20 protein-coding genes and 1 pseudogene are annotated in these 22,101 nt (G+C 64.5%); 14 read left to right on the top strand and 7 right to left on the bottom strand.

Going from position 1 to position 22,101, the window contains the following annotated elements:
- Positions 1–140: 140 nt before the first annotated feature.
- Positions 141–590: a carbon monoxide dehydrogenase subunit G gene (locus tag KVT37_RS08945; RefSeq protein WP_217571805.1), complete on the top strand. Its 450-nt coding sequence runs from the start codon at positions 141–143 to the stop codon at positions 588–590.
- 110 nt (positions 591–700) lie between these two features.
- Here KVT37_RS08945 and KVT37_RS08940 read toward each other — a convergent pair whose 3' ends face one another.
- Positions 701–1,873, bottom strand: coding sequence for an Mrp/NBP35 family ATP-binding protein (locus KVT37_RS08940; protein WP_217571803.1), 1,173 nt, complete (start codon positions 1,871–1,873; stop codon positions 701–703).
- 228 nt (positions 1,874–2,101) lie between these two features.
- Between KVT37_RS08940 and KVT37_RS08935 the strand changes: the two are divergent.
- The 12 genes and pseudogenes from KVT37_RS08935 (at position 2,102) to KVT37_RS08880 (ending at position 14,571) form a co-directional block, all read left to right on the top strand.
- Positions 2,102–2,480, top strand: a pseudogene (locus tag KVT37_RS08935) (VOC family protein).
- 86 nt (positions 2,481–2,566) lie between these two features.
- Positions 2,567–3,466, top strand: a complete 900-nt coding sequence (locus tag KVT37_RS08930) for a LysR family transcriptional regulator (RefSeq protein WP_217571801.1) — start codon at positions 2,567–2,569, stop codon at positions 3,464–3,466.
- Positions 3,467–3,663: 197 nt separating this feature from the next.
- Positions 3,664–4,143: a formate dehydrogenase subunit gamma gene (locus KVT37_RS08925; protein ID WP_217571799.1), complete on the top strand. Its 480-nt coding sequence runs from the start codon at positions 3,664–3,666 to the stop codon at positions 4,141–4,143.
- On the top strand, positions 4,140–5,696 hold the full coding sequence (locus KVT37_RS08920; protein ID WP_217571797.1) for an NADH-quinone oxidoreductase subunit NuoF: 1,557 nt from the start codon (positions 4,140–4,142) through the stop codon (positions 5,694–5,696). The genes KVT37_RS08925 and KVT37_RS08920 overlap by 4 nt, the downstream gene beginning before the upstream one ends.
- A gap of 10 nt (positions 5,697–5,706) precedes the next feature.
- The gene (gene fdhF / locus KVT37_RS08915) at positions 5,707–8,619 is read left to right on the top strand and encodes a formate dehydrogenase subunit alpha (protein ID WP_217571795.1); all 2,913 of its coding nucleotides are present in this window, start codon (positions 5,707–5,709) and stop codon (positions 8,617–8,619) included.
- Between the two features lie 2 nt (positions 8,620–8,621).
- A complete protein-coding gene (fdhD, locus tag KVT37_RS08910; RefSeq protein WP_217571792.1) occupies positions 8,622–9,452 on the top strand; it encodes a formate dehydrogenase accessory sulfurtransferase FdhD in 831 nt (276 codons plus the stop codon).
- The gene (locus tag KVT37_RS08905; RefSeq protein ID WP_217571790.1) at positions 9,442–9,729 is read left to right on the top strand and encodes a formate dehydrogenase subunit delta; all 288 of its coding nucleotides are present in this window, start codon (positions 9,442–9,444) and stop codon (positions 9,727–9,729) included. Before fdhD ends, KVT37_RS08905 begins: the two co-directional genes overlap by 11 nt.
- A 189-nt stretch (positions 9,730–9,918) precedes the next feature.
- A complete protein-coding gene (locus tag KVT37_RS08900) occupies positions 9,919–11,433 on the top strand; it encodes an alpha/beta fold hydrolase (protein ID WP_308642593.1) in 1,515 nt (504 codons plus the stop codon).
- Positions 11,434–11,541: 108 nt separating this feature from the next.
- A complete protein-coding gene (locus KVT37_RS08895; RefSeq protein WP_217571787.1) occupies positions 11,542–12,015 on the top strand; it encodes a carboxymuconolactone decarboxylase family protein in 474 nt (157 codons plus the stop codon).
- Positions 12,016–12,096: 81 nt separating this feature from the next.
- Positions 12,097–12,459, top strand: coding sequence for a nuclear transport factor 2 family protein (locus KVT37_RS08890; protein WP_217571785.1), 363 nt, complete (start codon positions 12,097–12,099; stop codon positions 12,457–12,459).
- 55 nt (positions 12,460–12,514) lie between these two features.
- Positions 12,515–12,829, top strand: coding sequence for a hypothetical protein (locus KVT37_RS08885; RefSeq protein ID WP_217571783.1), 315 nt, complete (start codon positions 12,515–12,517; stop codon positions 12,827–12,829).
- Positions 12,830–13,161: 332 nt separating this feature from the next.
- On the top strand, positions 13,162–14,571 hold the full coding sequence (locus KVT37_RS08880) for an FAD-binding oxidoreductase (protein ID WP_217571781.1): 1,410 nt from the start codon (positions 13,162–13,164) through the stop codon (positions 14,569–14,571).
- A gap of 75 nt (positions 14,572–14,646) precedes the next feature.
- Here KVT37_RS08880 and KVT37_RS08875 read toward each other — a convergent pair whose 3' ends face one another.
- The 6 genes from KVT37_RS08875 to KVT37_RS08850 all read right to left on the bottom strand — a co-directional run bounded on the left by KVT37_RS08875 (position 14,647) and on the right by KVT37_RS08850 (position 21,445).
- Positions 14,647–16,074, bottom strand: a complete 1,428-nt coding sequence (locus KVT37_RS08875) for a gamma-aminobutyraldehyde dehydrogenase (RefSeq protein WP_217571779.1) — start codon at positions 16,072–16,074, stop codon at positions 14,647–14,649.
- A 162-nt stretch (positions 16,075–16,236) separates the two neighbouring features.
- A complete protein-coding gene (locus tag KVT37_RS08870; protein ID WP_217571777.1) occupies positions 16,237–17,052 on the bottom strand; it encodes an ABC transporter permease in 816 nt (271 codons plus the stop codon).
- Entirely contained in the window at positions 17,042–18,007 is a 966-nt protein-coding gene (locus KVT37_RS08865) for an ABC transporter permease (protein WP_217571775.1), read from the bottom strand. The genes KVT37_RS08870 and KVT37_RS08865 overlap by 11 nt, the downstream gene beginning before the upstream one ends.
- A gap of 49 nt (positions 18,008–18,056) precedes the next feature.
- Positions 18,057–19,055: an ABC transporter ATP-binding protein gene (locus tag KVT37_RS08860; RefSeq protein WP_217571773.1), complete on the bottom strand. Its 999-nt coding sequence runs from the start codon at positions 19,053–19,055 to the stop codon at positions 18,057–18,059.
- Between the two features lie 175 nt (positions 19,056–19,230).
- On the bottom strand, positions 19,231–20,385 hold the full coding sequence (locus KVT37_RS08855; protein WP_217571771.1) for an ABC transporter substrate-binding protein: 1,155 nt from the start codon (positions 20,383–20,385) through the stop codon (positions 19,231–19,233).
- 214 nt (positions 20,386–20,599) lie between these two features.
- On the bottom strand, positions 20,600–21,445 hold the full coding sequence (locus KVT37_RS08850) for a class I SAM-dependent methyltransferase (RefSeq protein ID WP_217571769.1): 846 nt from the start codon (positions 21,443–21,445) through the stop codon (positions 20,600–20,602).
- A gap of 93 nt (positions 21,446–21,538) precedes the next feature.
- Here KVT37_RS08850 and KVT37_RS08845 point away from each other — a divergent pair, with 93 nt between their 5' ends.
- A complete protein-coding gene (locus KVT37_RS08845) occupies positions 21,539–22,015 on the top strand; it encodes a helix-turn-helix domain-containing protein (protein WP_217571767.1) in 477 nt (158 codons plus the stop codon).
- Positions 22,016–22,101: the final 86 nt, after the last annotated feature.

The raw sequence follows: 22,101 nt of genomic DNA, 5'->3' as shown, positions 1-22,101 counted from the left end.
GTATTTGTATGACAAATCGATATGACAATGCGTTCATGCAAGCAAGAGGCAGGCGCGCCGAGACCCGGACTTTGGTGCGATAGACTTGTCCGGGAGCGCGCGCTACGACCTCTCGACAACGAGAAATCGGGGAGGTCTTGATGGCTTTGGTGATCGAAGGCGAGGAACACATTGCCGCACCCGTCGAGAAAGTGTGGGAAGCCCTCAACGACCCTGACATCCTGAAAGAGGCGATTCCCGGCTGCCAGAGCCTGGAAAAGAATTCGGCCACCGAGATGGCGGCGACCGTGGTGCTCAAGATCGGGCCGATCAAGGCGACCTTCAACGGCGAAGTCACGCTGAAGAACCTCAAGCCGCCGCATTCCTACACCATCCAGGGCGAAGGCAAGGGCGGCATTGCCGGCTTCGCCAAGGGCGGCGCCGACGTCACCCTGACCGCCGACGGGCCGAATGCCACGGTGCTCAAATATGCCGCCAAGGCCGAGGTCGGCGGCAAGATCGCGCAGCTCGGCAGCCGGCTGATCCAGTCGACGTCGAAGAAGCTGGCCGGGCAGTTCTTCTCGACATTCGGCGAGAAGGTCGGCGCCTAGAGCAATTCCAGGAAAAGTGCGTAGCGGTTTTCCGTCCGGAATTGCGTCAAAACAAAGAGATGGAGCGGTTCGCCGTTTCGGTGAAACGGCGAACCGCTCCGCTTCGGCGATTACTCGAACACGATGCTCGGCACGGCGGCTTCGGCGGCGCCGCGTTCTTCCTGGACCCGATCCCAGACCTTCGTGGCGATGTCGCGATAGATCTTCGCCTCGGCCCCTTCCGGCTTGGAGGCGACGACCGGCGCGCCGGCGTCCGAGCTTTCGCGAATGCCCATTTCCAGCGGCACCTCGCCGAGGAAGGTGACGCCAAGGCGTTCGGCCTCGCGGCGCGCGCCGCCATGGCCGAAAATGTCGTAGCGCTTGCCGGTGTCGGGCGCGAGGAAGTAGCTCATATTCTCGACGATGCCGAGCAGCGGCACGTCGACCTTCTTGAACATGTTGAGACCCTTGCGGGCGTCGATCAGCGCCAGGTCCTGCGGCGTCGAGACGATGACGGCGCCGGCGAGCGGCACCTGCTGGGCCATGGTGAGCTGGGCGTCGCCGGTGCCGGGCGGCATGTCGACCACCAGCACGTCGAGCGGACCCCATTCGACCTCGCGCAGCATCTGGGTCAGCGCCGACATCACCATCGGGCCGCGCCAGATCATCGGCGTCTCCTCGTCGACCAGGAAGCCCATCGACATCACCTTCAGGCCGTAATTCTGCATCGGCTTCAGGATCTTGCCGTCGACGGTTTGCGGCCGGCCATGGATGTTGAGCAGCCGCGGCATCGACGGGCCATAGATGTCGGCATCGAGCACGCCGACCTTCAGGCCGTTGGCGGCGAGGCCGAGCGCCAGGTTGACGGCGGTGGTCGATTTGCCGACGCCGCCCTTGCCCGAGGCGACCGCGATGATGGCGTCGATGCCGGGCACGCCGCGACGGCCGTGGCCGTGCGAGGCCGGCGCCTGTGGCGCTGGGCGCTGCGCCGGCTGCGGGGCCGCGGGTCTCGGTGCCGCCGGACGCGGCGGCACAGGCGCTTCCATGCCGCCGCCCTTCTTCTCGGCTGTCAGAGCGACGACGGCGCTGGCGACGCCCGGTATGGCCTTCACCGCGCGCTCGGCGGCGGCGCGCAACGGTTCCAGCTCCTGGGCGCGGGCGGCGGGGACGGTGATCGAGAAGAACACCTTGGCATCGGCGATGAAGATTTCCGAGACCATGCCGAGATCGACGATGTTGCCGGTGAAGTCCGGCCCATTGACCGTCTTCAGGCGCTCTATGACGGATTCCTTGGTGACGGTCATGACATTTCCTCGGCGTTTGGCGTTCCAGATAGTGTAGTTTCCCGCCGGAACCAAGCCGTGGCGCAACGGCTCGCCCGGCGTGCCCCGGAAAACGGCGGCTGGTGTCGGATTTACCGGATAATGGCGTCCCAGGGCCGGCAGTTTCCCGGCTTGCGCATGGCCAGACGGCCGGTGCGCCCTATTTCGGTGACATGAGCGGCGACACCACGATCCGGGAAGGAGACGGTCATGCTCGAGAACAGCAACGCGACGGCCAATCTCGCAGCCAAGGACCTGGGAAAGGCAAAGGCCTTCTATGAAGGCACGCTGGGCCTCAAGCAGGTGGACGACATGGGCGAGGAACTAGTCGTCTACAAGAGCGGCGACACAGTCATCAATGTCTATCATTCGCAATTTTGCCGGCACGAACAAGGCGACGGCGCTGACCTGGACGGTCGGCGACGAGATCGAACCCATCGTCAAATCGCTGAAGTCGAAAGGCGTCACCTTCGAGCATTATGAGATGCCCGGCCTGACGCTCGAGGGCGATATCCATGTCGGCTACGGCATGAAGGTCGCCTGGTTCAAGGATCCGGACGGCAACATCCTCAATCTGGTGGATAAATAGCCTCGATTTCCGGGCTGCCGTCGAGATTGGGTTTGTGTGGATCGGCCCATCTGGCGCGGGCCTCCGGCGCCCGATAGTTTGCGGCGATGATCGACAAGCTCGAATTCTTCATCGCTCTCGCCAAGGAGGAGCATTTCGGCCGCGCGGCCGAGGTGTGCGGCGTCACGCAGCCGACGCTGTCGGCCGGCATCAAGCAGCTCGAGGAGCAGCTCGGCGTCATGCTGGTGCTGCGCGGCTCGCGCTTCCAGGGCCTGACGCCGGAAGGCATGCAGGTGCTGGGCTGGGCGCGGCGCATCGTCGGCGATTCAAGGACGATGCGCGAGGAAATGCGGGCGGCGCGGCATGGCCTTGCCGGCCGTATCCGCATCGCAGCGGTCCCCACCGCCTTGGCCATGGTGGCCCGGCTGACGACGCCGTTCCGCGAAAAGCATCCGGGCGTCACCTTCTCGATCCTGTCGCGGACTTCGATCGAGGTGCTGTCGCTGCTCGGCAATTTCGATGTCGATGCCGGCATCACCTATCTGGACAACGAGCCGCTCGGGCGGGTGACCAGCGTTCCCCTCTATGACGAGCGCTACCAGCTGATCACGGCGATGGGGAACCCCTATTCCGACCGCGACAAAGTGACGTGGGCGGAGATCAGCCAGCTGCCGCTCTGCCTGCTGACGCCGGACATGCAGAACCGCCGCATCATCGACCAGCATCTGGCGGAAGCCGGCGTGCAGGTGCGGCCGACGCTGGAATCCAATTCGATGATCGTGCTGTTCTCGCATATCAGGACCGGCAAATGGTCGTCGATCATGCCGCTCAACCTGGCGGAAACATTCGGCTTTTCCGAACCGATCCGGGCGATCCCGATCGTCGAGCCGGACGCCAGCCACACCGTCGGGCTGGTGGCGGCGCCGCGCGAGCCGCACACGCCTTTGGTGCAGGCGCTGCTTGACGAGGCGATGGCGCTGGCGGACGATTTCCGCGCCCATCGCTAGGCTAGACGTTGCGCGTTGCCGCGTTTCGATAGAAAATTTCTATCAAGCAACGAAACCGCTTTATTGATTTCGGAGGTTTCCTCTGATTTCGTAAGGACTTAGCGATATTGCGTCCATCCATGTCGTTGCCCCAGAATCGCTACGGAGCTTGGGCGACATATATATGGTTGGATGCCACGACCCAGGGAGGGCGCTGCATGCCCATGCAGGCCGCAAGTACCGAGATCTCGTCGCGCACCGCGGCGATCATTGACGAGATGAAGGGTCTCGAAGGCCCGCTGCTGCCGATCCTGCACAGCATACAGGAGGAGTTCGGGCACGTTCCGAAGGACGCGTTGCCGGTGATCGCCGATGGGCTGAACCTTTCCCGGGCCGAGGTGCACGGCGTCGTCAGCTTCTATCACGATTTCCGCGCCAAGCCCGCCGGCCGGCATGTGCTCAAGCTCTGCCAGGCGGAAGCCTGCCAGTCGATGGGCTCGGATGCCGTCGCGGCCAAGGTCAAGCAGCTGCTCGGCATCGATTTCCACGAGACCACTCGCGACGGATCGGTTACACTGGAACCGGTCTACTGCCTCGGGCTTTGCGCCTGCTCGCCGTCGGCAATGCTGGACGGCGAAGTCATCGGCCGGCTCGATGACGAAAAGATCGAAGAGATCGTCGCGGAGGTACGTTCATGATCCCGCGCATCTATATCCCGGCCGACTCCGGCGCGCTGGCGCTCGGCGCCGAGAAGGTCGCCAGGGCGATCGAGGCGGAGCTCAAGGAGCGCGGCGTCGAAGCCAAGATCGTACGCAACGGCTCGCGCGGCGCCTATTTCCTGGAGCCGATGGTCGAGGTGGCAACCGACAAGGGTCGCGTCGCCTACGGGCCGGTGAAGCCTTCCGACGTCAAGAGCCTGTTCGACAGCGGCTTTCTCACCGGCGGCCACCACAAGCGCTGGCTGGGCGCGCCCGACAAGATCCCGTTCTTCGCCAAGCAGACGCGGCTGACCTTCGCGCGCTGCGGCATCAACGACCCGCTGTCGCTCGATGCCTACAAGTCGCTGGGCGGCTTGCGCGGCCTGCAGAATGCGGTCGCGATGGCGCCGGCCGATGTCGTCAAGCAGGTTACCGAGTCCGGCCTGCGCGGCCGCGGCGGCGCCGGTTTCCCGACTGGCATCAAGTGGAAGACGGTGCTGGATACGGCGGGCGCGCAGAAATACATCGTCTGCAACGCCGACGAGGGCGACAGCGCCACCTTCGCCGACCGCATGATCATGGAAGGCGACCCCTTCGTGCTGATCGAAGGCATGGCGATCGCCGGCATCGCCACCGGCGCGACCAAGGGTTTCGTCTATATCCGCTCGGAATATCCGCATGCGGTGGCGACGATGAACAAGGCGGTGGCGATCGCCCGCAAGGCGGGCGTGCTCGGCGTCAATGTGCTGGGTTCGCCCAACGCCTTCGACATGGAAATCCGCGTCGGCGCCGGCGCCTATGTCTGCGGCGAGGAAACCTCGCTGTTGAACAGCCTGGAGGGCAAGCGCGGCGTGGTGCGCGCCAAGCCGCCGCTGCCGGCGATCCAGGGCCTGTTTGGCAAGCCGACGGTGATCAACAACGTCATCAGCCTTGCCTCGGTGCCGATCATCATGGACAAGGGCGCCGCCTACTACAAGGATTTCGGCATGGGCCGCTCGCGCGGCACGATCCCGATCCAGATCGCCGGCAACGTCAAGCAGGGCGGCCTGTTCGAGACGGCCTTCGGCCTGACGCTCGGCGAGATCGTCGACGACATCGGCGGCGGCACATCGACGGGACGTCCGGTCAAGGCAGTGCAGGTCGGCGGACCGCTTGGCGCCTATTTCCCGCGCGCCTTGTTCGACACGCCGTTCGACTATGAGGAATTCGCCAAGCGCGACGGACTGATCGGCCATGCCGGCATCACCGTGTTCGATGACAGCGCCGACATGATGAAGCAGGCGCGCTTCGCCATGGAGTTCTGCGCCATCGAAAGCTGCGGCAAGTGCACGCCCTGCCGCATCGGCTCGACGCGCGGCGTGGAGGTTCTCGACAAGCTTGCCGCAGGCATCGAGCCGGAAAAGAACCTCGCCCTGGTGAGCGACCTCTGCAACACGATGAAGTTCGGATCGCTTTGCGCGCTGGGCGGCTTCACGCCCTACCCGGTGATGAGCTCGATCACGCATTTCCCCGACGACTTCAAGCCCGCGCCGGCGCGCGTGGCGGCTGAATAGGAGCTGGCAGATGAACATCAAGGCCGACTTCCCGACACTCATCGAAGAGATCGACTACGGAACGCCGGAGTCGAAGGCGACCAAGCAAGTCACGCTGACCGTCGACGGGCAAAGCATCACCGTGCCGGAAGGCACTTCGATCATGCGCGCGGCGATGGAAGGCGGGGTCGAGATCCCGAAGCTCTGCGCCACCGACATGCTGGACTCGTTCGGCTCCTGCCGCGTCTGCCTTGTCGAGATCGAAGGACGCGGCGGCACGCCGGCCTCCTGCACGACGCCGGTCGGCGAAGGCATGGTGGTGCGCACGCAGTCGGACCGGCTCGACGCCATCCGCCGCGGTGTCATGGAGCTCTATGTCTCCGACCATCCGAGCGGCTGGAACGAGAAGGCCGGGACCGGCGCCAGCGAGTTCGACGTTGTGGCGAAGTCCGTCGGCCTGACCGAAAACCGTTACGGCGTCGAGGGCCGCAACCACGTCAAGGATGAGGGCGGCGTGGCGCCCGGCCATGGCTCTTTGGCTGTCGATTACATCGCCCGCGACGAATCCAACCCGTATTTCACCTACGATCCGGCGCAGTGCATCGTCTGCTCGCGCTGCGTGCGCGCTTGCGAAGAGGTGCAGGGCACCTTCGCGCTGACCATCGAGGGCCGCGGCTTCGAATCGCGCATGGTCGCCGGCATGCATGAGGATTTCATCGCTTCGGAATGCGTGTCCTGCGGCGCCTGCGTTCAGGCCTGCCCGACCGACGCGCTGCGCGAGAAGACCGTGCTCGAAAAGGGCATGCCGGAGCGCTCGGCGGTCACCACCTGCGCCTATTGCGGCGTCGGCTGCTCGTTCAAGGCCGAGGTCAAGGATGACGAGGTCATCCGCATGATGCCTTACAAGGACGGCAAGGCGAACCACGGCCATAGCTGCGTCAAGGGCCGCTTCGCCTATGGTTACGCCACGCACCAGGACCGCATCCTGTCGCCGATGATCCGCGAGAAGATCTCCGATCCGTGGCGCGAAGTGAGCTGGGAAGAGGCTATCGCCCATACGGCGAAGGAATTCCGCCGCATCCAGTATCAGTATGGACGCACCGCCATCGGCGGCATTACCTCCTCGCGCTGCACCAACGAGGAAACCTACCTCGTCCAGAAGCTGGTGCGGCAGGGCTTCCGCAACAACAATGTCGATACCTGCGCCCGCGTCTGCCATTCGCCGACCGGCTACGGCCTCGGCCAGACCTATGGCACTTCGGCCGGCACGCAGGATTTCGATTCGGTCGAGTTCACCGACGTCGCCGTGATCATCGGCGCCAATCCGGCTTCCGCCCATCCGGTGTTCGCCTCGCGGCTGAAGAAGCGGCTGCGCCAGGGCGCCAAGCTGATCGTGCTCGATCCGCGCCGCACCGAGATGGTCAAATCGGCGCATGTCGAGGCCGATTATCACCTGCCGCTGAAGCCCGGCACCAATGTGGCGGTGCTGACGGCGCTGGCGCATGTCATCGTCACCGAGGGCCTCTACAACGAAGCCTTCGTGCGCGAGCGCTGCGACTGGGCCGAGTTCCAGGACTGGGCGTCCTTCGTCGCCCTGCCGGAGAACAGCCCCGAGACCGTCGGCAAGCTGTCAGGCGTCGACCCCGAACTGATCCGGGGTGCCGCGCGCATGTACGCCAAGGGCGGCAACGGCGCGATCTATTACGGCCTCGGCGTCACCGAGCACAGCCAGGGCTCGACCACGGTGATCGCGATCGCCAACCTGGCCATGGCCACCGGCAATATCGGCCGTCCCGGCGTCGGCGTGAACCCGCTGCGCGGGCAGAACAATGTGCAGGGCTCGTGCGACATGGGCTCGTTCCCGCATGAGCTGCCGGGCTACCGCCACATCTCCGGCGAAGCCGTGCGCGACATCTATGAGAGCCTGTGGGGCGTGAAGCTGGACGACGAGCCCGGCCTGCGCATCCCCAACATGCTGGACGCCGCCGTCGACGGCTCGTTCAAGGGCATCTACATCCAGGGCGAGGACATCCTGCAGTCCGATCCCGACACCAAGCATGTCGCCGGCGGCCTCGCCGCGATGGAATGCGTGGTCGTGCACGACCTCTTCCTCAACGAGACGGCGAACTACGCGCATGTCTTCCTGCCGGGTTCGACCTTCCTGGAGAAAGACGGCACCTTCACCAATGCCGAGCGCCGCATCAACATGGTGCGCAAGGTCATCGAACCGAAGGCGCGCTATGCCGACTGGGAAGCGACGCAGGAGCTTGCCCGCGCCATCGGGCTCGACTGGAACTACACGCATCCGTCTGAGATCATGGACGAGATCGCCAAGACGACGCCGAGCTTCGCCAACGTCTCGTTCGAGCTGCTCGACCGCGTCGGCTCGGTGCAGTGGCCCTGCAACGACAAGGCGCCGCTCGGCACGCCGATCATGCATGTCGACGGCTTCGTGCGCGGCAAGGGTAAGTTCATCCGCACCGAATATGTGGCGACGGACGAGCGGACCGGTCCGCGCTATCCGCTGCTGCTCACCACCGGCCGTATCCTGTCCCAGTACAATGTCGGCGCGCAGACCAGGCGCACCGAGAACGTCACGTGGCATGCCGAGGACCGGCTGGAGATCCACCCGCATGACGCCGAGGTCCGCGGCGTGCGCGAAGGCGACTGGGTGCGGCTGGCCAGCCGCTCCGGCGAGACCACGCTGCGCGCGCTGATCACCGACCGCGTTTCGCCGGGGGTCGTCTACACGACCTTCCACCACCCGGACACGCAGGCCAACGTGATCACCACCGATTTCTCGGACTGGGCGACCAACTGTCCGGAATACAAGGTCACCGCCGTGCAGGTGGCGCCGTCCAACGGCCCGACCGACTGGCAGAAGGACTATAACGAACAGGCGAAACACAGCCGTCGTATCGCACCGCTGGCGGCGGCGGAGTAGCCTTGACCGCGCGGCGCAAAGCCACGACGCAAATCTCGCGGCTGGCGCATCGCGCCGGCGGCACGGCCGCCGCGAACCGCATGGTGCCGGAGGAGACGCCGGTGGCATTCTCCTTTGCCGGCACCACTCATGCGGTGATGATGGCGAGCCCGGCCGATTTCGAGGATTTCGCGCTTGGTTTCTCGCTGACGGAAGGCGTCATTGCCGATCCAAAGGAGATCGAGGCGATCGAGGTCGAGGATCTCGGCGCCGGCATCGACATCCAGATCAGGCTGAAGGATCAGGCCAACACGCGCTTCCAGGCGCGGCGGCGTCGCCTTGCCGGGCCGGTCGGCTGCGGCTTGTGCGGCATCGAATCCATCGAGGAAGCGATGCGCTCGGTCGACGCGGTTGGTGCGTCACGACTTACGCTTCAGGCAAAAGACGTCACCAGCGCCGTCCGGCTGCTGTCGAAGGTTCAGCCGCTGCACGCCGAGACCGGCGCGGTGCATGCGGCGGGTTTCTACGTGCCTGGCAAGGGCATCGTGATGGCGCGCGAGGATGTCGGCCGCCACAACGCACTGGACAAGCTCGCCGGCGCGCTGGCCAAGGCTGGCATCGAGGGTTCGAGCGGCGCCGTGGTGGTGACCTCGCGCGTCTCCGTCGAGATGGTGCAGAAGACCGCCGCGATCGGCGCCGCGATCATCATGGCGGTTTCGGCGCCGACGGCGCTCGCCATCCGCACGGCGGATGCCGCCGGCATGACACTGGTCGCGCTGGTGCGCGGCGACGATTTCGATATTTTCACCCACCCGGAACGGGTGGCTTCCGGAGTTGCCAAGCATGTCGCATGACGAAGACCACATCGCCAGCACCAAGGAAAAGCTGGTGCGCATGGCCAACCAGATTGCCACCTTCTTCCACTCGAAGCCGCGCGAGGAAGGCATTGCCGGCGTTGCCGAGCACATCAACAAGTTCTGGGAGCCCAGGATGCGGCGCCAGTTCTTCGAGATGCTGGACGCCGGCACCGCGAATTTCGACGAGCTGGTGATCGCGGCCTCGGCCAAGATCAAGCGGCCGCCGACGCCGGAACAGGCCGACAAGAACATCGGCTACGCCAGACGGGCCTAGCCGGAGCGCCGTCCGGCGTTCCCAATGAGGCGCTGCTGCTTTCGACGACAAAGGTCTTATATCTGCGCTCTCTAAAGTTTGGCTGCCTTAGACGGCCCGCTTCTGCTATGGTCGGCGACAGGAAATCGTCTGGCCGGCGGGGCAGTTGCGTTGAGGCCGATCGAGACCAGGTATGCCCGTAGCGGGGATGTGCGGATTGCCTATCAGGTGGTCGGCCAGGGTTCGTTCGATCTGGTCTTCGTGCCGGGCTTCATCTCCAACCTCGACCTGCATTGGGAAGACGAAGGCTACAGCAGACTGCTGAAGCGGCTTTCCGCCTTCTCGCGGCTGATCCTGTTCGACAAACGCGGCACCGGGCTGTCCGACCGTGTCGATCCCCGTCACCTGCCAAGTCTCGAAACCCGCATGGACGATGTGCGCGCCGTCATGGACGCCACCGGGAGCGGCCGCGCAGCGATCCTGGGCGCGTCGGAAGGCGCGCCGATGGCAATGCTGTTCGCCGCCACCTATCCGGAACGGACGCGCGCGCTGGTGCTTTACGGCGGCTACGCGCATTTCCACAAATGGGTGATGCCGCCGGAGCGTCTGGAGGGCTTCATCGAAACGGCGGAGACGAGTTGGGGAACCGGCGCGACGTTGCCGAACTTTGCACCGGGCCGCGTGGACGACAGCCACTTCACCCATTGGTGGGCCCGCTTCGAGCGGCTGTCGGCCAGCCCGACGGCTGCGGCGGCGCTTGCCCGCATGAATGCCGGCATAGACGTGCGCGACATGCTCGGGACGATCAGCGTGCCTACGTACCTGATCCATCGCCGCAACGACGCCCGCGTCGACCCCGACGCCAGCCGCTTTCTGGCCAGGAATATCCCCGGCGCCCGTCTGGTCGAGATCCCGGGGCGGGACCACCCGATCTGGACCGGCGACGTCGACCGCGTGGCCGACCTGATCGAGGAATTCCTGACCGGGGAGCCGGCCGTCGCAGATGTGGAACGCGTGCTCGCCGCGCTGCTGGTGACGCGCATTTACGACACGGCGCGACTTGGCGACCGCCTGTGGACTGAACGCAGCCTGCGCTTCCAGGAGAACTGGCGCATGCTGGTGGGACGTCATGGCGGCCGCGTCGCCGGAACGCATGGCGAGCTGATGATCGCGCGCTTCGATGGCCCGGCCCGCGCCGTGCGCTGCGCGGCGCTGCTGCGCGAAGCAGCGCAGGAAATCGGTGTGGCAAGCGCGCAAGGCGTGCATGTCGGCGAGGTCGAATTGCGCGGGCCGCCGACGGGGCTGACAGCGCGCGTCGCCATGCAGCTGGCCGCCCACGCCGAGCGCGGCCACATCCTGGCTTCGCGGCTGGTGGCCGATCTGGCGGTGGGTTCCGGGCTGCATTTCATCGATGCCGGGCGTATCAGCCTCGATGAATTGGACGAGCCGCTGGCATTGGTGCAGGTGACGTCTGAGCAGCATCTGGAGCCGGCCTGCCGCCCGAAGCCCAAGCCTGCCGAACCGGCAACCCTGACGGCTCGCGAGAGCGAGGTGGTGAGCCTGATCGCCGACGGCAAGAGCAATGCCGCGATCGCCGCCGAACTCGACCTCAGCGAGCATACGGTCAAGCGGCACGTCGCCAACATATTGCTCAAGCTCGACCTGCCGTCACGGGCGGCGGCGGCGGCATTCTCGGCCAGACATGCTGGCCCGGACGGGCCATGAGAGCCATGGCGCTTTCGGGCGAAGCGGTCGGGGCGCCATAGGAGGTATCAATTCTCCCCATGCAGGCTAGGCGATGCAGCCACGAAGGCACTGCGAATGGAGGATGAAATGCTGAGACTCAATCGCAAGATCGGATTGCTGGCATTTGCCGCGGGCGCATTGCTGGCCATCACTCCGGCGCGGGCCGAAGACGCTTCGGCCACCGCCGCCTACAAGGACATCCAGGCCACGCTCGGCACCGTGCCCGACATGTTCAGGACGCTGCCCGATGTGGCGGTGGCCGGCGCCTGGGCCGAGATCAAGGGCGTGCAGCTCAATCCGAACACCGCCCTCAACGGCAAGACCAAGGAGCTGATGGGGCTCGCGGTCGCCTCGCAGATCCCCTGCCAGTACTGCATCTATTTCCACACGCTGGCCGCCAAGGCGAACGGCGCCACCGACGAGGAGATCAAGGAAGCCATCGCGATGGCGGCGATCGTGCGCCACTGGTCGACGATGCTCAACGGCAGCCAGGTCGACCTTGCCACATTCAAGAAGCAGACCGACGACCTGTTCGCGGCGGTCAAGGCCAAGTCGCAGTGAGAAAACCTCTGCCCGGCAGCGAGCGCCGGGCAGCACGTTCACACATCAACCGCCCAAGACGATGGGCATATGGAGGATGAAATGCTGACCAAGACAAAGATAGTGGACGGCCCGGCGATCAAGAAGGCGATCGAGGGTCGCGACGGCAAGCTGCTGTCGAGCTTCTACACCGACGATGCACTGGTTCGCGTGGTCGACCGCAACAACCCGCCGAGCAAGCCTCGCGAAATCCGCGGCCGCGCCGCGATCAGCACCTTCTGGGACGATATCTGCAGCCGGGCGATGACCCACAAGGTCGACACCACCATCGCTGAGGGCGACAACCTCGCCTTCATGCAGGCCTGCGCCTATCCGGACGGCACCAAGGTGGTCTGCGCGGCGATGCTGGAGCTGAAGAACGGCCTGATCGCGCGGCAGACCGTCGTACAGGCCTGGGACGAATAATCAACCGTGGACAAATCAACAGCGGCCTGAGCCGCAACCATCAGGGAGAAGAGACATGTTCAGCGCCAGATGGCAGATCGACGCCAGGTTCGGGCACAAGCAGACCGCACTCGAGCTGATGCGCAAATGGGAACGCGAGATCGGCTCGCAGGTCGGCCTCGCCGACCTGAAGTTCCGGCTCATGACCGGCTCGATCGGCGCACGCGAAGCGACGATCGAGTCCCATCACGAGGTCGAGAGCCTGGCCCAGTTGGAAGAGCTCTTCGCCAAGATCGCCAAGATCGACGCGCACGCCAAGTGGGGCAAGGAACTGGAGCCCTATGTGGTGTCGGGCACCAGCCAGTGGCAGATCTTCCGGATCGTGGAATAGCCGCAGCGTCGAAGAGCCAAGGCTGAGAGGCCGCAGGCGAGCGCGAAGGCACGAGTGGCCGCGACGCGGGCGGCCGCTCGTCATCATCAGATCGGCAAGGCCAGGGACCTAGCACCCGGTACGGCCAGTCCTGGCCGCCGCTTGGCTGCCTTGCCATGGCTCTCACGGGCCATGCCCCGCTGGTCCTTTCGGGCGAAGCGGCAAGCGCCGGATTGGTGCAATGTGCTCTTCCTGCACCATCCAACGCACCCGCCCGTCGAGGCGGCAGAACGAAGCAACAAATGCGCGCGCCGACGCCGCATGGCGGTGGGCGCAATCAAGGGAGCAATCCGATGACCGACGAAACCCATGCAAAACTGCGTGAAAGCCTGCGCGGAGAGGTGATCCTGCGCGACGATGCGGGCTATGACGAGGCCCGCAAGGTCTATAACGGCATGATCGAAAAGCGCCCGCTGCTGATTGCGCGCTGCGCCGATGTCGCCGACGTGATCACCGCCGTGAAATACGCTCGCGACAACGATCTGCTGATCGCCGTGCGCGGCGGCGGGCACAACGGCGCCGGGCTGGGGATCTGCGACAACGGCCTCGTCATCGACCTTTCGATGATGAAGGGGGTCCATGTCGATGCGAAAACGCGCACGGTGAGGGTCGGGCCCGGCTGCACGTCGGGTGACGTGGACCATGCCACTCATCCTTTCGGGCTCGCTGTTCCGGCCGGTATCGTCTCGACCACCGGCGTTGCCGGTCTAACGCTCGGCGGCGGGACGGGCTATCTCACGCGCAGATACGGTCTCACCATCGACAATCTGGTCGAGGCCGATCTGGTGCTGGCCGACGGCAGCGTGGTGACAGCCAGCAAAGCTGAGAACCCCGACCTGTTCTGGGCGCTGCGGGGCGGCGGCGGCAATTTCGGCGTCGTGACCAGCTTCCTGTTCCAGGCCCATCCTGTGAACATGATCTTCGGCGGCCCGGTGTTCTGGGAGGCCAAGGACGCTCCGGCCGTCATGCGAGCCTATCGCGACTATTTGCCGGAGGCGCCCGAAGATCTCGGCGCCTTTGTCGGCCTGAAAACCGTTCCCTCGACCGATCCCTTCCCGCGCGAGTATTGGGGCAAGCGCGCCTGCGCCATCATTTCCTGCTACAACGGCACGGAGGAGGACGGGCGCAAGGCCATGGCGCCACTGCTCGACAATCTGCCCCCGCCGATCTTCAACTGGATGGGCGTGATGCCGTTCCCGGCCTTGCAGGCAATGTTCGACCCGCTGCTTCCGAAAGGCCTGCAATGGTATTGGAGGGGCGATTTCGTCAGGTCGCTTCCCGACGAAGCCATCGCGATCCATATCGCGCAGGCCGCCGAGGCGCCGAGCGAATTGTCGCTCATGCATCTTTACCCGATCGACGGCGCCGTTCGCCGCGTCGGCAAGAACGAGACGGCCTGGAACGCGCGCGACGCGACCTGGTCGATGGTCATCGCGGCCATCGATCCCGATCCGGGCAAGGCCGCCGACCTCACCAAATGGGCCAAGAACTACTGGGCCAACATCCATCCCCATAACGGCGAAGGCGGTTACGTGAATTTCATGATGGACGACGAAGGAGAAGCGCGCGTGCGGGCGAGCTATGGCGCAAACTACGAGCGGCTAAGCCAGGTGAAGCGCACCTATGACCCCTTCAACGTCTTCAGGGTCAACCAGAACATCAAGCCCGCGGCATCGGCGGAGCAAGGCAGGACGGCCGCGTAGCGCGGCGCTTAACATGCAGACAACGACGCAGCGAATATCTTAAGGATGGCGGTGAGCCGCCATCCTTAGATCATGTTACCCGTGCGCGACCATTACGTGGCGGACGGCGGTATAATCCTCCAGCGCGTAGAGCGACATGTCCTTGCCGTAGCCGGACTGTTTCAGGCCGCCATGCGGCATCTCATTGGTCAGCATGAAGTGGGTATTGATCCAGGTGCAGCCATATTGCAGGCGGGCAGCCGTCGCCATGGCGCGCGAGACATCCTTGGTCCACACCGACGAGGCAAGGCCGTAGTCGCTGTCGTTCGCCCAGTTCACCGCCTCGTCGACATCCGAGAAGCGGGTGACCGAGACGACCGGGCCGAACACTTCGCGGCGCACGATCTCGTCTTCCTGCAGCGCGCCGGCGACGACCGTCGGCTGGTAGTAGAAGCCGGAGCCCTCGCCCGGCCTGCCGCCGGTGGTGATCTCGATGTGCTTCAGCTCCGAGGCGCGCTCGACAAAGCTCGACACGCGGTCACGCTGGCGGCGCGAGATCAGCGGCCCGATCTCGTTTTCGGTGTCGTCAGGCTGGTTGTACTTGATGGTCGAGACTGCCGAGGAGAGATCGGCGACGAGCTTGTCGTAGACCTTCTTGCCGGCATAGATGCGGCAGGCGGCGGTGCAATCCTGGCCGGCATTGTAGTAGCCGAAGGCGCGCAACCCATTGACCACGGCGCCGAGGTCGGCGTCGTCGAAGACGATGACCGGCGCCTTGCCGCCCAGTTCCAGATGCGTGCGCTTGACCGACTTGGCGGCGGCCTGCAGCACCTTCTTGCCGGTGGCGACGTCGCCGGTGATCGAGATCATATTGACCTTGGGATGGTTGATCAGCGCGTTGCCGACGCTGTCGCCACGACCGAGAACGACGTTGACGACGCCCTCAGGCAGGATTTCGGCCAGGATCTTCGCCAGCTTCAGCGCCGTCAGCGGCGTCTGCTCGGACGGCTTGAAGACGACAGTGTTGCCGCCGCCGAGCGCCGGCGCCAGCTTCCAGGCCATCATCATCAACGGATAGTTCCAGGGCGCGATCGAGGCGACAATGCCGATCGGGTCGCGCCTGACCATCGAGGTGTGGCCCCGAATATATTCGCCCGCCACCTGGCCCGGCATCGAGCGCACCGCGCCGGCGAAGAAACGGTAGCAGTCGACGATCGCCGGGATCTCGTCATTGAGCACGGCATTGATCGGCTTGCCGCAATTCAGCGCCTCGAGCGCGGCGAACTCCTTGGCTTCGGCCTCGATGCGGTCGGCGATCTTGAGCAGATAGCCCGAGCGCTGCGCGGGCGTCGTGCGCGACCAACCGACGAACGCCTGTGCGGCGGCACTGACAGCAGCCTCGATCTGCGCCGGGCTCGCTTCGGGCAGGTTGAGGATCGTCGCGCCGGTCTTCGGATTGAGGATCGGCTCCTCGGTCTCGGTGCCCTTGTCGAATTTCGAGCCGATCAGCATCTGGGTGTCCATTGGGGTTCTCCTTGAAGAGACGTGAATGGTGAATAGTGAATGGTGAATAGTCAGTAGTCAGTAGTCGGTAGTCGGTAGTCGGTAGTCAGCAGTGATCGAGCACCGTCTCTTCTTCCATTCACTACTCACTACTCACTACTCACTATTCACTATTCACCATTTTCATTTTCCACTGCCGGCGATCTGGTCGCCGTCGCGGGTCAGGTAATAGGCAAAAAGGATCGGCAGCAGCGTCACCAGCACCACGACCATGGCCACGACATTGGTGACCGGGCGCTGGCGCGGCCGGATCAGTTCCTCGAGCATCCAGATCGGCACGGTTTGCTGCTGGCCGGCGGTGAAGGTGGTGACGATGACCTCGTCGAAGGACAGAGCGAAGGCGAGCATGCCGCCGGCGAGCAGCGCCGTTGCGATGTTGGGCAGCACGACATGCCTAAACGTCTGGAAACCGTCGGCGCCGAGATCCATCGAGGCTTCGATCATCGAACCGGAGGTGCGGCGGAAACGGGCGACGGCGTTGTTGTAGACAACGACCACGCAGAAGGTGGCGTGGCCGAGCACGATCGTCCAGAACGAGAACGGAATGTCGGCCAGCGCGAAGGCCGAACGCAATGCGATGCCGGTGATGATGCCGGGCAGAGCTATCGGCAGGATGACCAGCAGAGAGATGGCTTCGCGGCCGAAGAATCGGGTCTGCGAGACAGCCGCCGCGCAAAGCGTGCCGAGCACCAGGGCAATCGCCGTCGAGATGGCGGCAACGCGGACAGAGAGCGACAACGCCTCCCAGACATCCGGGCGGTTCCAGGTGACGGCGAACCACTGCGTGGTCAGCCCTGGCGGGGGCCAGACGAAGCTCTTCTCTTCCGTCGTGAAGGCGTAGACGAAGATCAAAAGGATCGGCAGGTGCAGGAAGAGCAGGCCGCAGGCGGCGGCGACCTTCAGGCCGAGCGGAGCACGTTGACCACGGTCAGAGCGCATCGAAAGCCCCCATGCGCTTGGCGCCCCAGAGGTAGAAGCCCATGATGACGATGGGCACCACGGTGAAGGCTGCTGCGAGCGGGATGTTGCCGGCGGTGCCCTGCTGCGAATAGACGGCCTGGCCGATGAAGAGCCGCGAGGTGCCGATGATCTGCGGAATGATGTAATCACCCAAGGTCAGCGAAAAGGTGAAGATCGAGCCGGCGACGATGCCGGGCAGCGCCAGCGGGAAAAGCACATTGCGGAAAGTCTGGCCCGGCGAGGCGCCGAGATCGGACGAGGCCTCGACCAGATTACCGGGCACGCGCTCGAGCGCCGCCTGCACCGGCAGGATCATAAAAGGCAGCCAGACATAGACGAAGACGATGAAGGTCCCCGTGAAGGACACCGAGAGCGAATTGCCGCCCACGATCGGCAGCGACAGCCAGCCTTCGAGCAACCACAAAAGGTTGAGCTTGGCGAGCAGCCAGGTGAGGATGCCTTCCTTGGCGAGGATCAGCTTCCAGGCATAGATCTTGACCAGGTAGCTCGACCACAACGGCAGCATGACGCCGAGATAGAACAGCGCCTTCCAGCGGCCGCGCGCATAACGCGCCGCGTAATAGGCAATGGGAAAGGCAATGACCGCCGAGGCGAGCGTGACCAGCGCCGCCATCGTCACCGTGCGCAGGATGATGTCGAGATTGGCGGCCTGGAACAGATCGCCATAGGTTTTCAAGGTGAACTCGCGGTTGATGAGGCCGGAGAACTCGTCGATGGAGAAGAAGCTCTGCGCGAGCAGCGCGAAGAGCGAGCCGATATAGACGATGCCGAGCCATAGCACAGGCGGCAGGAGCATCAAGAGGAGCAGGAATTTCGGACGGCGCCAGAACAGGTCGGACAGGGCACCACGCAGGCCGCCGCTGCCGGGCAGGATGGCGGGGGTAGGGTTGGATTGAACAACGGCGATGGTCATGGCGCCACCGCGTGCAGACCGAGGCCGTGATCCTTCGCGCCAACCTTCATCATGCCGGCTCGTCCATTAGATGCAGGCTGTCGCGGTTGAAGGTGAGCATCACCGCCTCGCCTTCCGCCGGCAGCGACGTTCCCGCCGGCACCACCGCATGCAGCCTCAGCCCATCGGCATCGAGCGCCAGCCTCGTGGTGGCGCCGAGATAGTTGGTCCCGACCAGACGCGCGGCAACGCCATCGCCGCTGGTCGCGTTCGAAACGCGGATGGATTCGGGGCGGAGACTGCCCCAGCGGTGCTGGCCGGAATAGCGCTGCACGAAATCCGGCGGCAGCACGTTGGACGAGCCGACGAAATCGGCGACGAAGCGCGTGTTCGGCCGCTGGTAGATATCTTCCGGCGTGCCGACCTGCATGATCCTGCCGTCGTTGAAGACGGCGACGCGGTCGGCCATGGACAGCGCCTCGCCCTGGTCGTGGGTGACGAAGACGAAGGTGATGCCGAGCACCTTCTGCAGCGACTTCAATTCCTCCTGCATGTTCTCGCGCAGCTTGAGGTCGAGCGCGCCGAGCGGCTCGTCGAGCAGCAGCACCTTGGGCTGGTTGACAAGCGCACGGGCGAGCGCGACGCGCTGGCGCTGGCCGCCGGAGAGCTGGCCTGGGCGGCGCGTGCCGTAGCCCGGAAGTCTAACGAGGGAAAGCGCCTCTTCCGCCGCCTTCAGCCGCTCTGCCTTGCCGACACCCTTGACCATCAGGCCGTAGGCGACGTTGTCCAGAACGTTCAGATGCGGGAACAGCGCGTAATCCTGGAAAACGGTGTTGACGTTGCGGCGATAGGGCGGAACGCCTTCGGCGCGCTCGCCGAAGATCGAGATCGATCCGGCCGTCGGCTGCTCGAACCCGGCGATCAGCCGCAGGCAGGTCGTCTTGCCGGAGCCTGACGGCCCGAGCATGGCGAAGAATTCGCCCGCGGCGATCTCCAGATCGACCGCGTCGACGGCGCGCACGCTGCCGAAATGGCGCGAGACTTTTTTGAAGGAAACGGCAGAGGTCATGAGTCTGTTTGTTTCGTTGCCGGTTTAGAGGAGATGCGCGACGCCTGCCTCCCCCTCGATGGGGGAGGTCGCGGCGAAGCTGCGGGTGGGGGGTGATAGCGCGAACCTATCAGACAGCCCCCCACCCCGACGCTCAAGCGTCGACCCTCCCTACAAAGGGGGAGGGTAAAGCCGATTACCGCCCGCCGATGACGCCGATATAGTCCGACACCCAGCGGTAATAGGGCACGCACTGGTCGTTCTGGCTGGCGCATTTCGACACCGGCGTCTTCCAGAACTTGATCTTGTCGAAATTGTCGTAGCCGTTGGTCTTGCAGCCTTCGTCGGTCAAAAGCTCATTGCCCTTGCAGGCGGCGGGCACGACGGGCAGCGAGCCAAACCAGGCCGAGACGTCGCCCTGGACCTTCGGCGAGAGCGAATGCTCGAGCCACATATAGGCGCAGTTCGGATGAGCGGCGTCGGCTTCCATCATGGTGGTGTCGGCCCAGCCGGTGACGCCTTCTTCCGGCACGGTCGAGGCGACCGGCTTCTTGGCGGCGACCAGCGTGTTGACCTGATAAGGCCAGGAGCCGGACGCGACCACGCCCTCGTTCTGGAAATCGTCGACCTGGATCGCGGCATCGTGCCAGTAGCGGCCGACCAGCGTGCGCTGCGTGCGCAGCAACCCGAGCGCCGCCTTGTACTGGTCTTCGTTGAGCTCGTAGGGGTCCTTGATGCCGAGTTCCGGCTTGTGGAACATCAGGTAATTGGCGGCGTCGGCGATGTGGATCGGGCCGTCATAGGCCTGGACGCGTCCCTTGTTCGACTTGCCGTCGGGCAGCTTCATTTCCTCGAAGACGACGTTCCAGCTCTTGGGCGCTTCCTTGAAGACGTCGGTGTTGTACATCAGGATGTTCGGGCCCCACTGGTAGGGAACGCCGTAATGCACCTTGTCGACAGTGAACCAGGGCGCGTCCTTCAGGCGGTCGTCGACGGTCTTCCAGCTCTTGATGAGATCGGTGTTGATCGGCTGCACGCGCTTGCCGGCAACGAGGCGCAGCGATGCATCGCCCGAAGCGGTGACCAGGTCGAAGCCGCCCTCGTTCATCAGCGAGACCATTTCATCCGAGGTGTTGGCGGTCTTGACGTTGACCTTGCAGCCGCTTTCCTTCTCGAAAGCCGTCACCCAGTCATAACCCTTGTCGGTCTCGCCGCGCTCGATGTAGCCCGGCCAGGCGACGATGTTGACCTCGCCCTCGCCCTTGCCGATTTCCTTGACCTGGGCCATGGCCTGACCGGAAAAAGTCAGCGCGACAGTCAGCGCCGTGCACGACTTCAGGAATGCATTCATCGTCGATCTCCCATTTTGGCGCATGACCCAGAAACCGGTCCGGTTTCGGAAAGGATCATGCGCAGACTCAAAAGCGACAGGACACATCGTGCTCTGCCAGCAGCGCTCTCAGGGCGCGGCTTTGTTCCCTGGGCGAAAGGTGCTGTGAAAAATCCGGTTTCGCAAATTCATTTATCAGAAAGCCGATATCGGTTTTTCCGATATCAAACCGCCCTCAAGCCAGTGCCGTGACCAGCCAGCAGGCAGCGATGAAACGAGCCTTGCCGTCGGCCACGAAAGGCGCGAATGCAGCGGGCAAGGCCGCGGTGACTTTTTCGGCAGTTGCTCGGTCAAGCTCGCGCAGGGCGGCGCCCACCGGTCCCAGCCGGGTGGCATATGTCATCAAATGGCTTTCGGCGATCTGACACGGAACGTCCGCCCGTTCGATTTTGACTGACGACCAGCCGCTCGCTTCAAGGATCCGCCTCACCCTGGCGCCGTCGGCAAAGGCAAACTGCCCCGGCGCCTCGGGGTCTGGCGCGGGCGCGGGCGGCAGGAAGGGCGCGGCCGCCCGCGCGGCGGTCGTCATGAAATCATTCTCGGCCGGACTGCGCCAGGCGACAAAGGCGAGTTTACCGCCGCGCCTTGCGGCCTGTCTTATGTTGCTGAACGCCGCCACAGGATCATCGAAGAACATGACGCCAAAGCGCGAGACAACGGCATCGAAGTGCCCCGATTCGAACGCATACAGCTGAGCATCGCCGACTTCAAACCTTGCGTTTGCCACCTCTTCAACCCGCGCGCGCTCCGTCGCCAGGGCGACGAGCGGCCGCGAGATATCGAGCCCGGCGCATCGGCCGCCATTGCCAAGGCGGCGCGCCATCGCCAGAGTCGTGGCGCCGGCGCCACAGCCGATGTCCAGGACATTGCCCCCTTCTCCGGGATAGCCGGCATCCACCACCAGGCTCTCGAACGGCGATAGCACGCCATCGAGGATCGGCTGCATCTCGACCCAGGCCTTTCCGCTGGCGTCGTTCCAGAGAGCGGCTTGCTGTGTGTTTGGCTGCGCGGATTGCGGCATGGCGGACCTCGCTTCAGTTGCCCTCATCGATCGCTGCCGGCACTCTACGAGTTCAAGCCGACTTGAGGTCAAGCATGAAAGATGAGTGCAAGCATGAAAGACTTGGACATTGCCGAAGTGTCGCGCCGCACCGGCGTCCCCTCCTCGACGCTTCGCTACTACGAAGAGAAAGGCCTCATCGCCTCGACCGGCCGTCGCGGCCTGCGCCGCCTGTTCGATCCGGCCGTCCTGGAACGGCTTGCCTTGATCGCGCTTGGACGCGCGGGTGGATTTGCACTGGACGAGATTTCCGCGATGCTGATGCCCGACGGCCTGGCGAAAATGGATCGAGGGCGCCTGGATGCCAAGGCGGACGAGCTGGACCGCACCATCCAGCGCCTGACCACGATCAGAGAGGCTTTACGTCACGCCGCCCGATGTCCGGCCGCCCGGCCGATGGAGTGTCCGACGTTCCGGCGCGCCGTCAGGCTGGCCGGCGCCGGCCGCTTCGAGGTTGCCCCGATCGGCTCGTTCAAGGCGGAGGCCGTTTTTGTCACAAGGCGCAAGCGCAAGACTGGCGATATCGGCTAGGAGTTTCACCGTTTCATGGAAACGGTGAAACTCCCTATCTCTTTGTTTTTACGCAATTCCGGACAGAAAACCGCTCGCACTTTTCC

This window comes from Mesorhizobium sp. GbtcB19 (assembly GCF_019091085.1).
Taxonomy (GTDB): domain Bacteria; phylum Pseudomonadota; class Alphaproteobacteria; order Rhizobiales; family Rhizobiaceae; genus Mesorhizobium.
Note: the sequence above shows the minus strand (reverse complement) of the source record. Positions and strands in the feature narration are given on the sequence as shown.

Coding starts and splice junctions, on each gene's coding strand:
- KVT37_RS08850 (WP_217571769.1), bottom strand. CDS start 21,445: ATGCCGCAATCCGCGCAGCCAAACACACAGCAAGCCGCTCTCTGGAAC.
- KVT37_RS08940 (WP_217571803.1), bottom strand. CDS start 1,873: ATGACCGTCACCAAGGAATCCGTCATAGAGCGCCTGAAGACGGTCAAT.
- KVT37_RS08865 (WP_217571775.1), bottom strand. CDS start 18,007: ATGACCATCGCCGTTGTTCAATCCAACCCTACCCCCGCCATCCTGCCC.
- KVT37_RS08860 (WP_217571773.1), bottom strand. CDS start 19,055: ATGACCTCTGCCGTTTCCTTCAAAAAAGTCTCGCGCCATTTCGGCAGC.
- KVT37_RS08945 (WP_217571805.1), top strand. CDS start 141: ATGGCTTTGGTGATCGAAGGCGAGGAACACATTGCCGCACCCGTCGAG.
- KVT37_RS08890 (WP_217571785.1), top strand. CDS start 12,097: ATGCTGACCAAGACAAAGATAGTGGACGGCCCGGCGATCAAGAAGGCG.
- KVT37_RS08925 (WP_217571799.1), top strand. CDS start 3,664: ATGCCCATGCAGGCCGCAAGTACCGAGATCTCGTCGCGCACCGCGGCG.
- KVT37_RS08875 (WP_217571779.1), bottom strand. CDS start 16,074: ATGGACACCCAGATGCTGATCGGCTCGAAATTCGACAAGGGCACCGAG.
- fdhF (WP_217571795.1), top strand. CDS start 5,707: ATGAACATCAAGGCCGACTTCCCGACACTCATCGAAGAGATCGACTAC.
- KVT37_RS08855 (WP_217571771.1), bottom strand. CDS start 20,385: ATGAATGCATTCCTGAAGTCGTGCACGGCGCTGACTGTCGCGCTGACT.
- KVT37_RS08920 (WP_217571797.1), top strand. CDS start 4,140: ATGATCCCGCGCATCTATATCCCGGCCGACTCCGGCGCGCTGGCGCTC.
- KVT37_RS08845 (WP_217571767.1), top strand. CDS start 21,539: ATGAAAGACTTGGACATTGCCGAAGTGTCGCGCCGCACCGGCGTCCCC.
- KVT37_RS08895 (WP_217571787.1), top strand. CDS start 11,542: ATGCTGAGACTCAATCGCAAGATCGGATTGCTGGCATTTGCCGCGGGC.
- KVT37_RS08880 (WP_217571781.1), top strand. CDS start 13,162: ATGACCGACGAAACCCATGCAAAACTGCGTGAAAGCCTGCGCGGAGAG.
- KVT37_RS08885 (WP_217571783.1), top strand. CDS start 12,515: ATGTTCAGCGCCAGATGGCAGATCGACGCCAGGTTCGGGCACAAGCAG.
- KVT37_RS08905 (WP_217571790.1), top strand. CDS start 9,442: ATGTCGCATGACGAAGACCACATCGCCAGCACCAAGGAAAAGCTGGTG.
- KVT37_RS08930 (WP_217571801.1), top strand. CDS start 2,567: ATGATCGACAAGCTCGAATTCTTCATCGCTCTCGCCAAGGAGGAGCAT.
- KVT37_RS08870 (WP_217571777.1), bottom strand. CDS start 17,052: ATGCGCTCTGACCGTGGTCAACGTGCTCCGCTCGGCCTGAAGGTCGCC.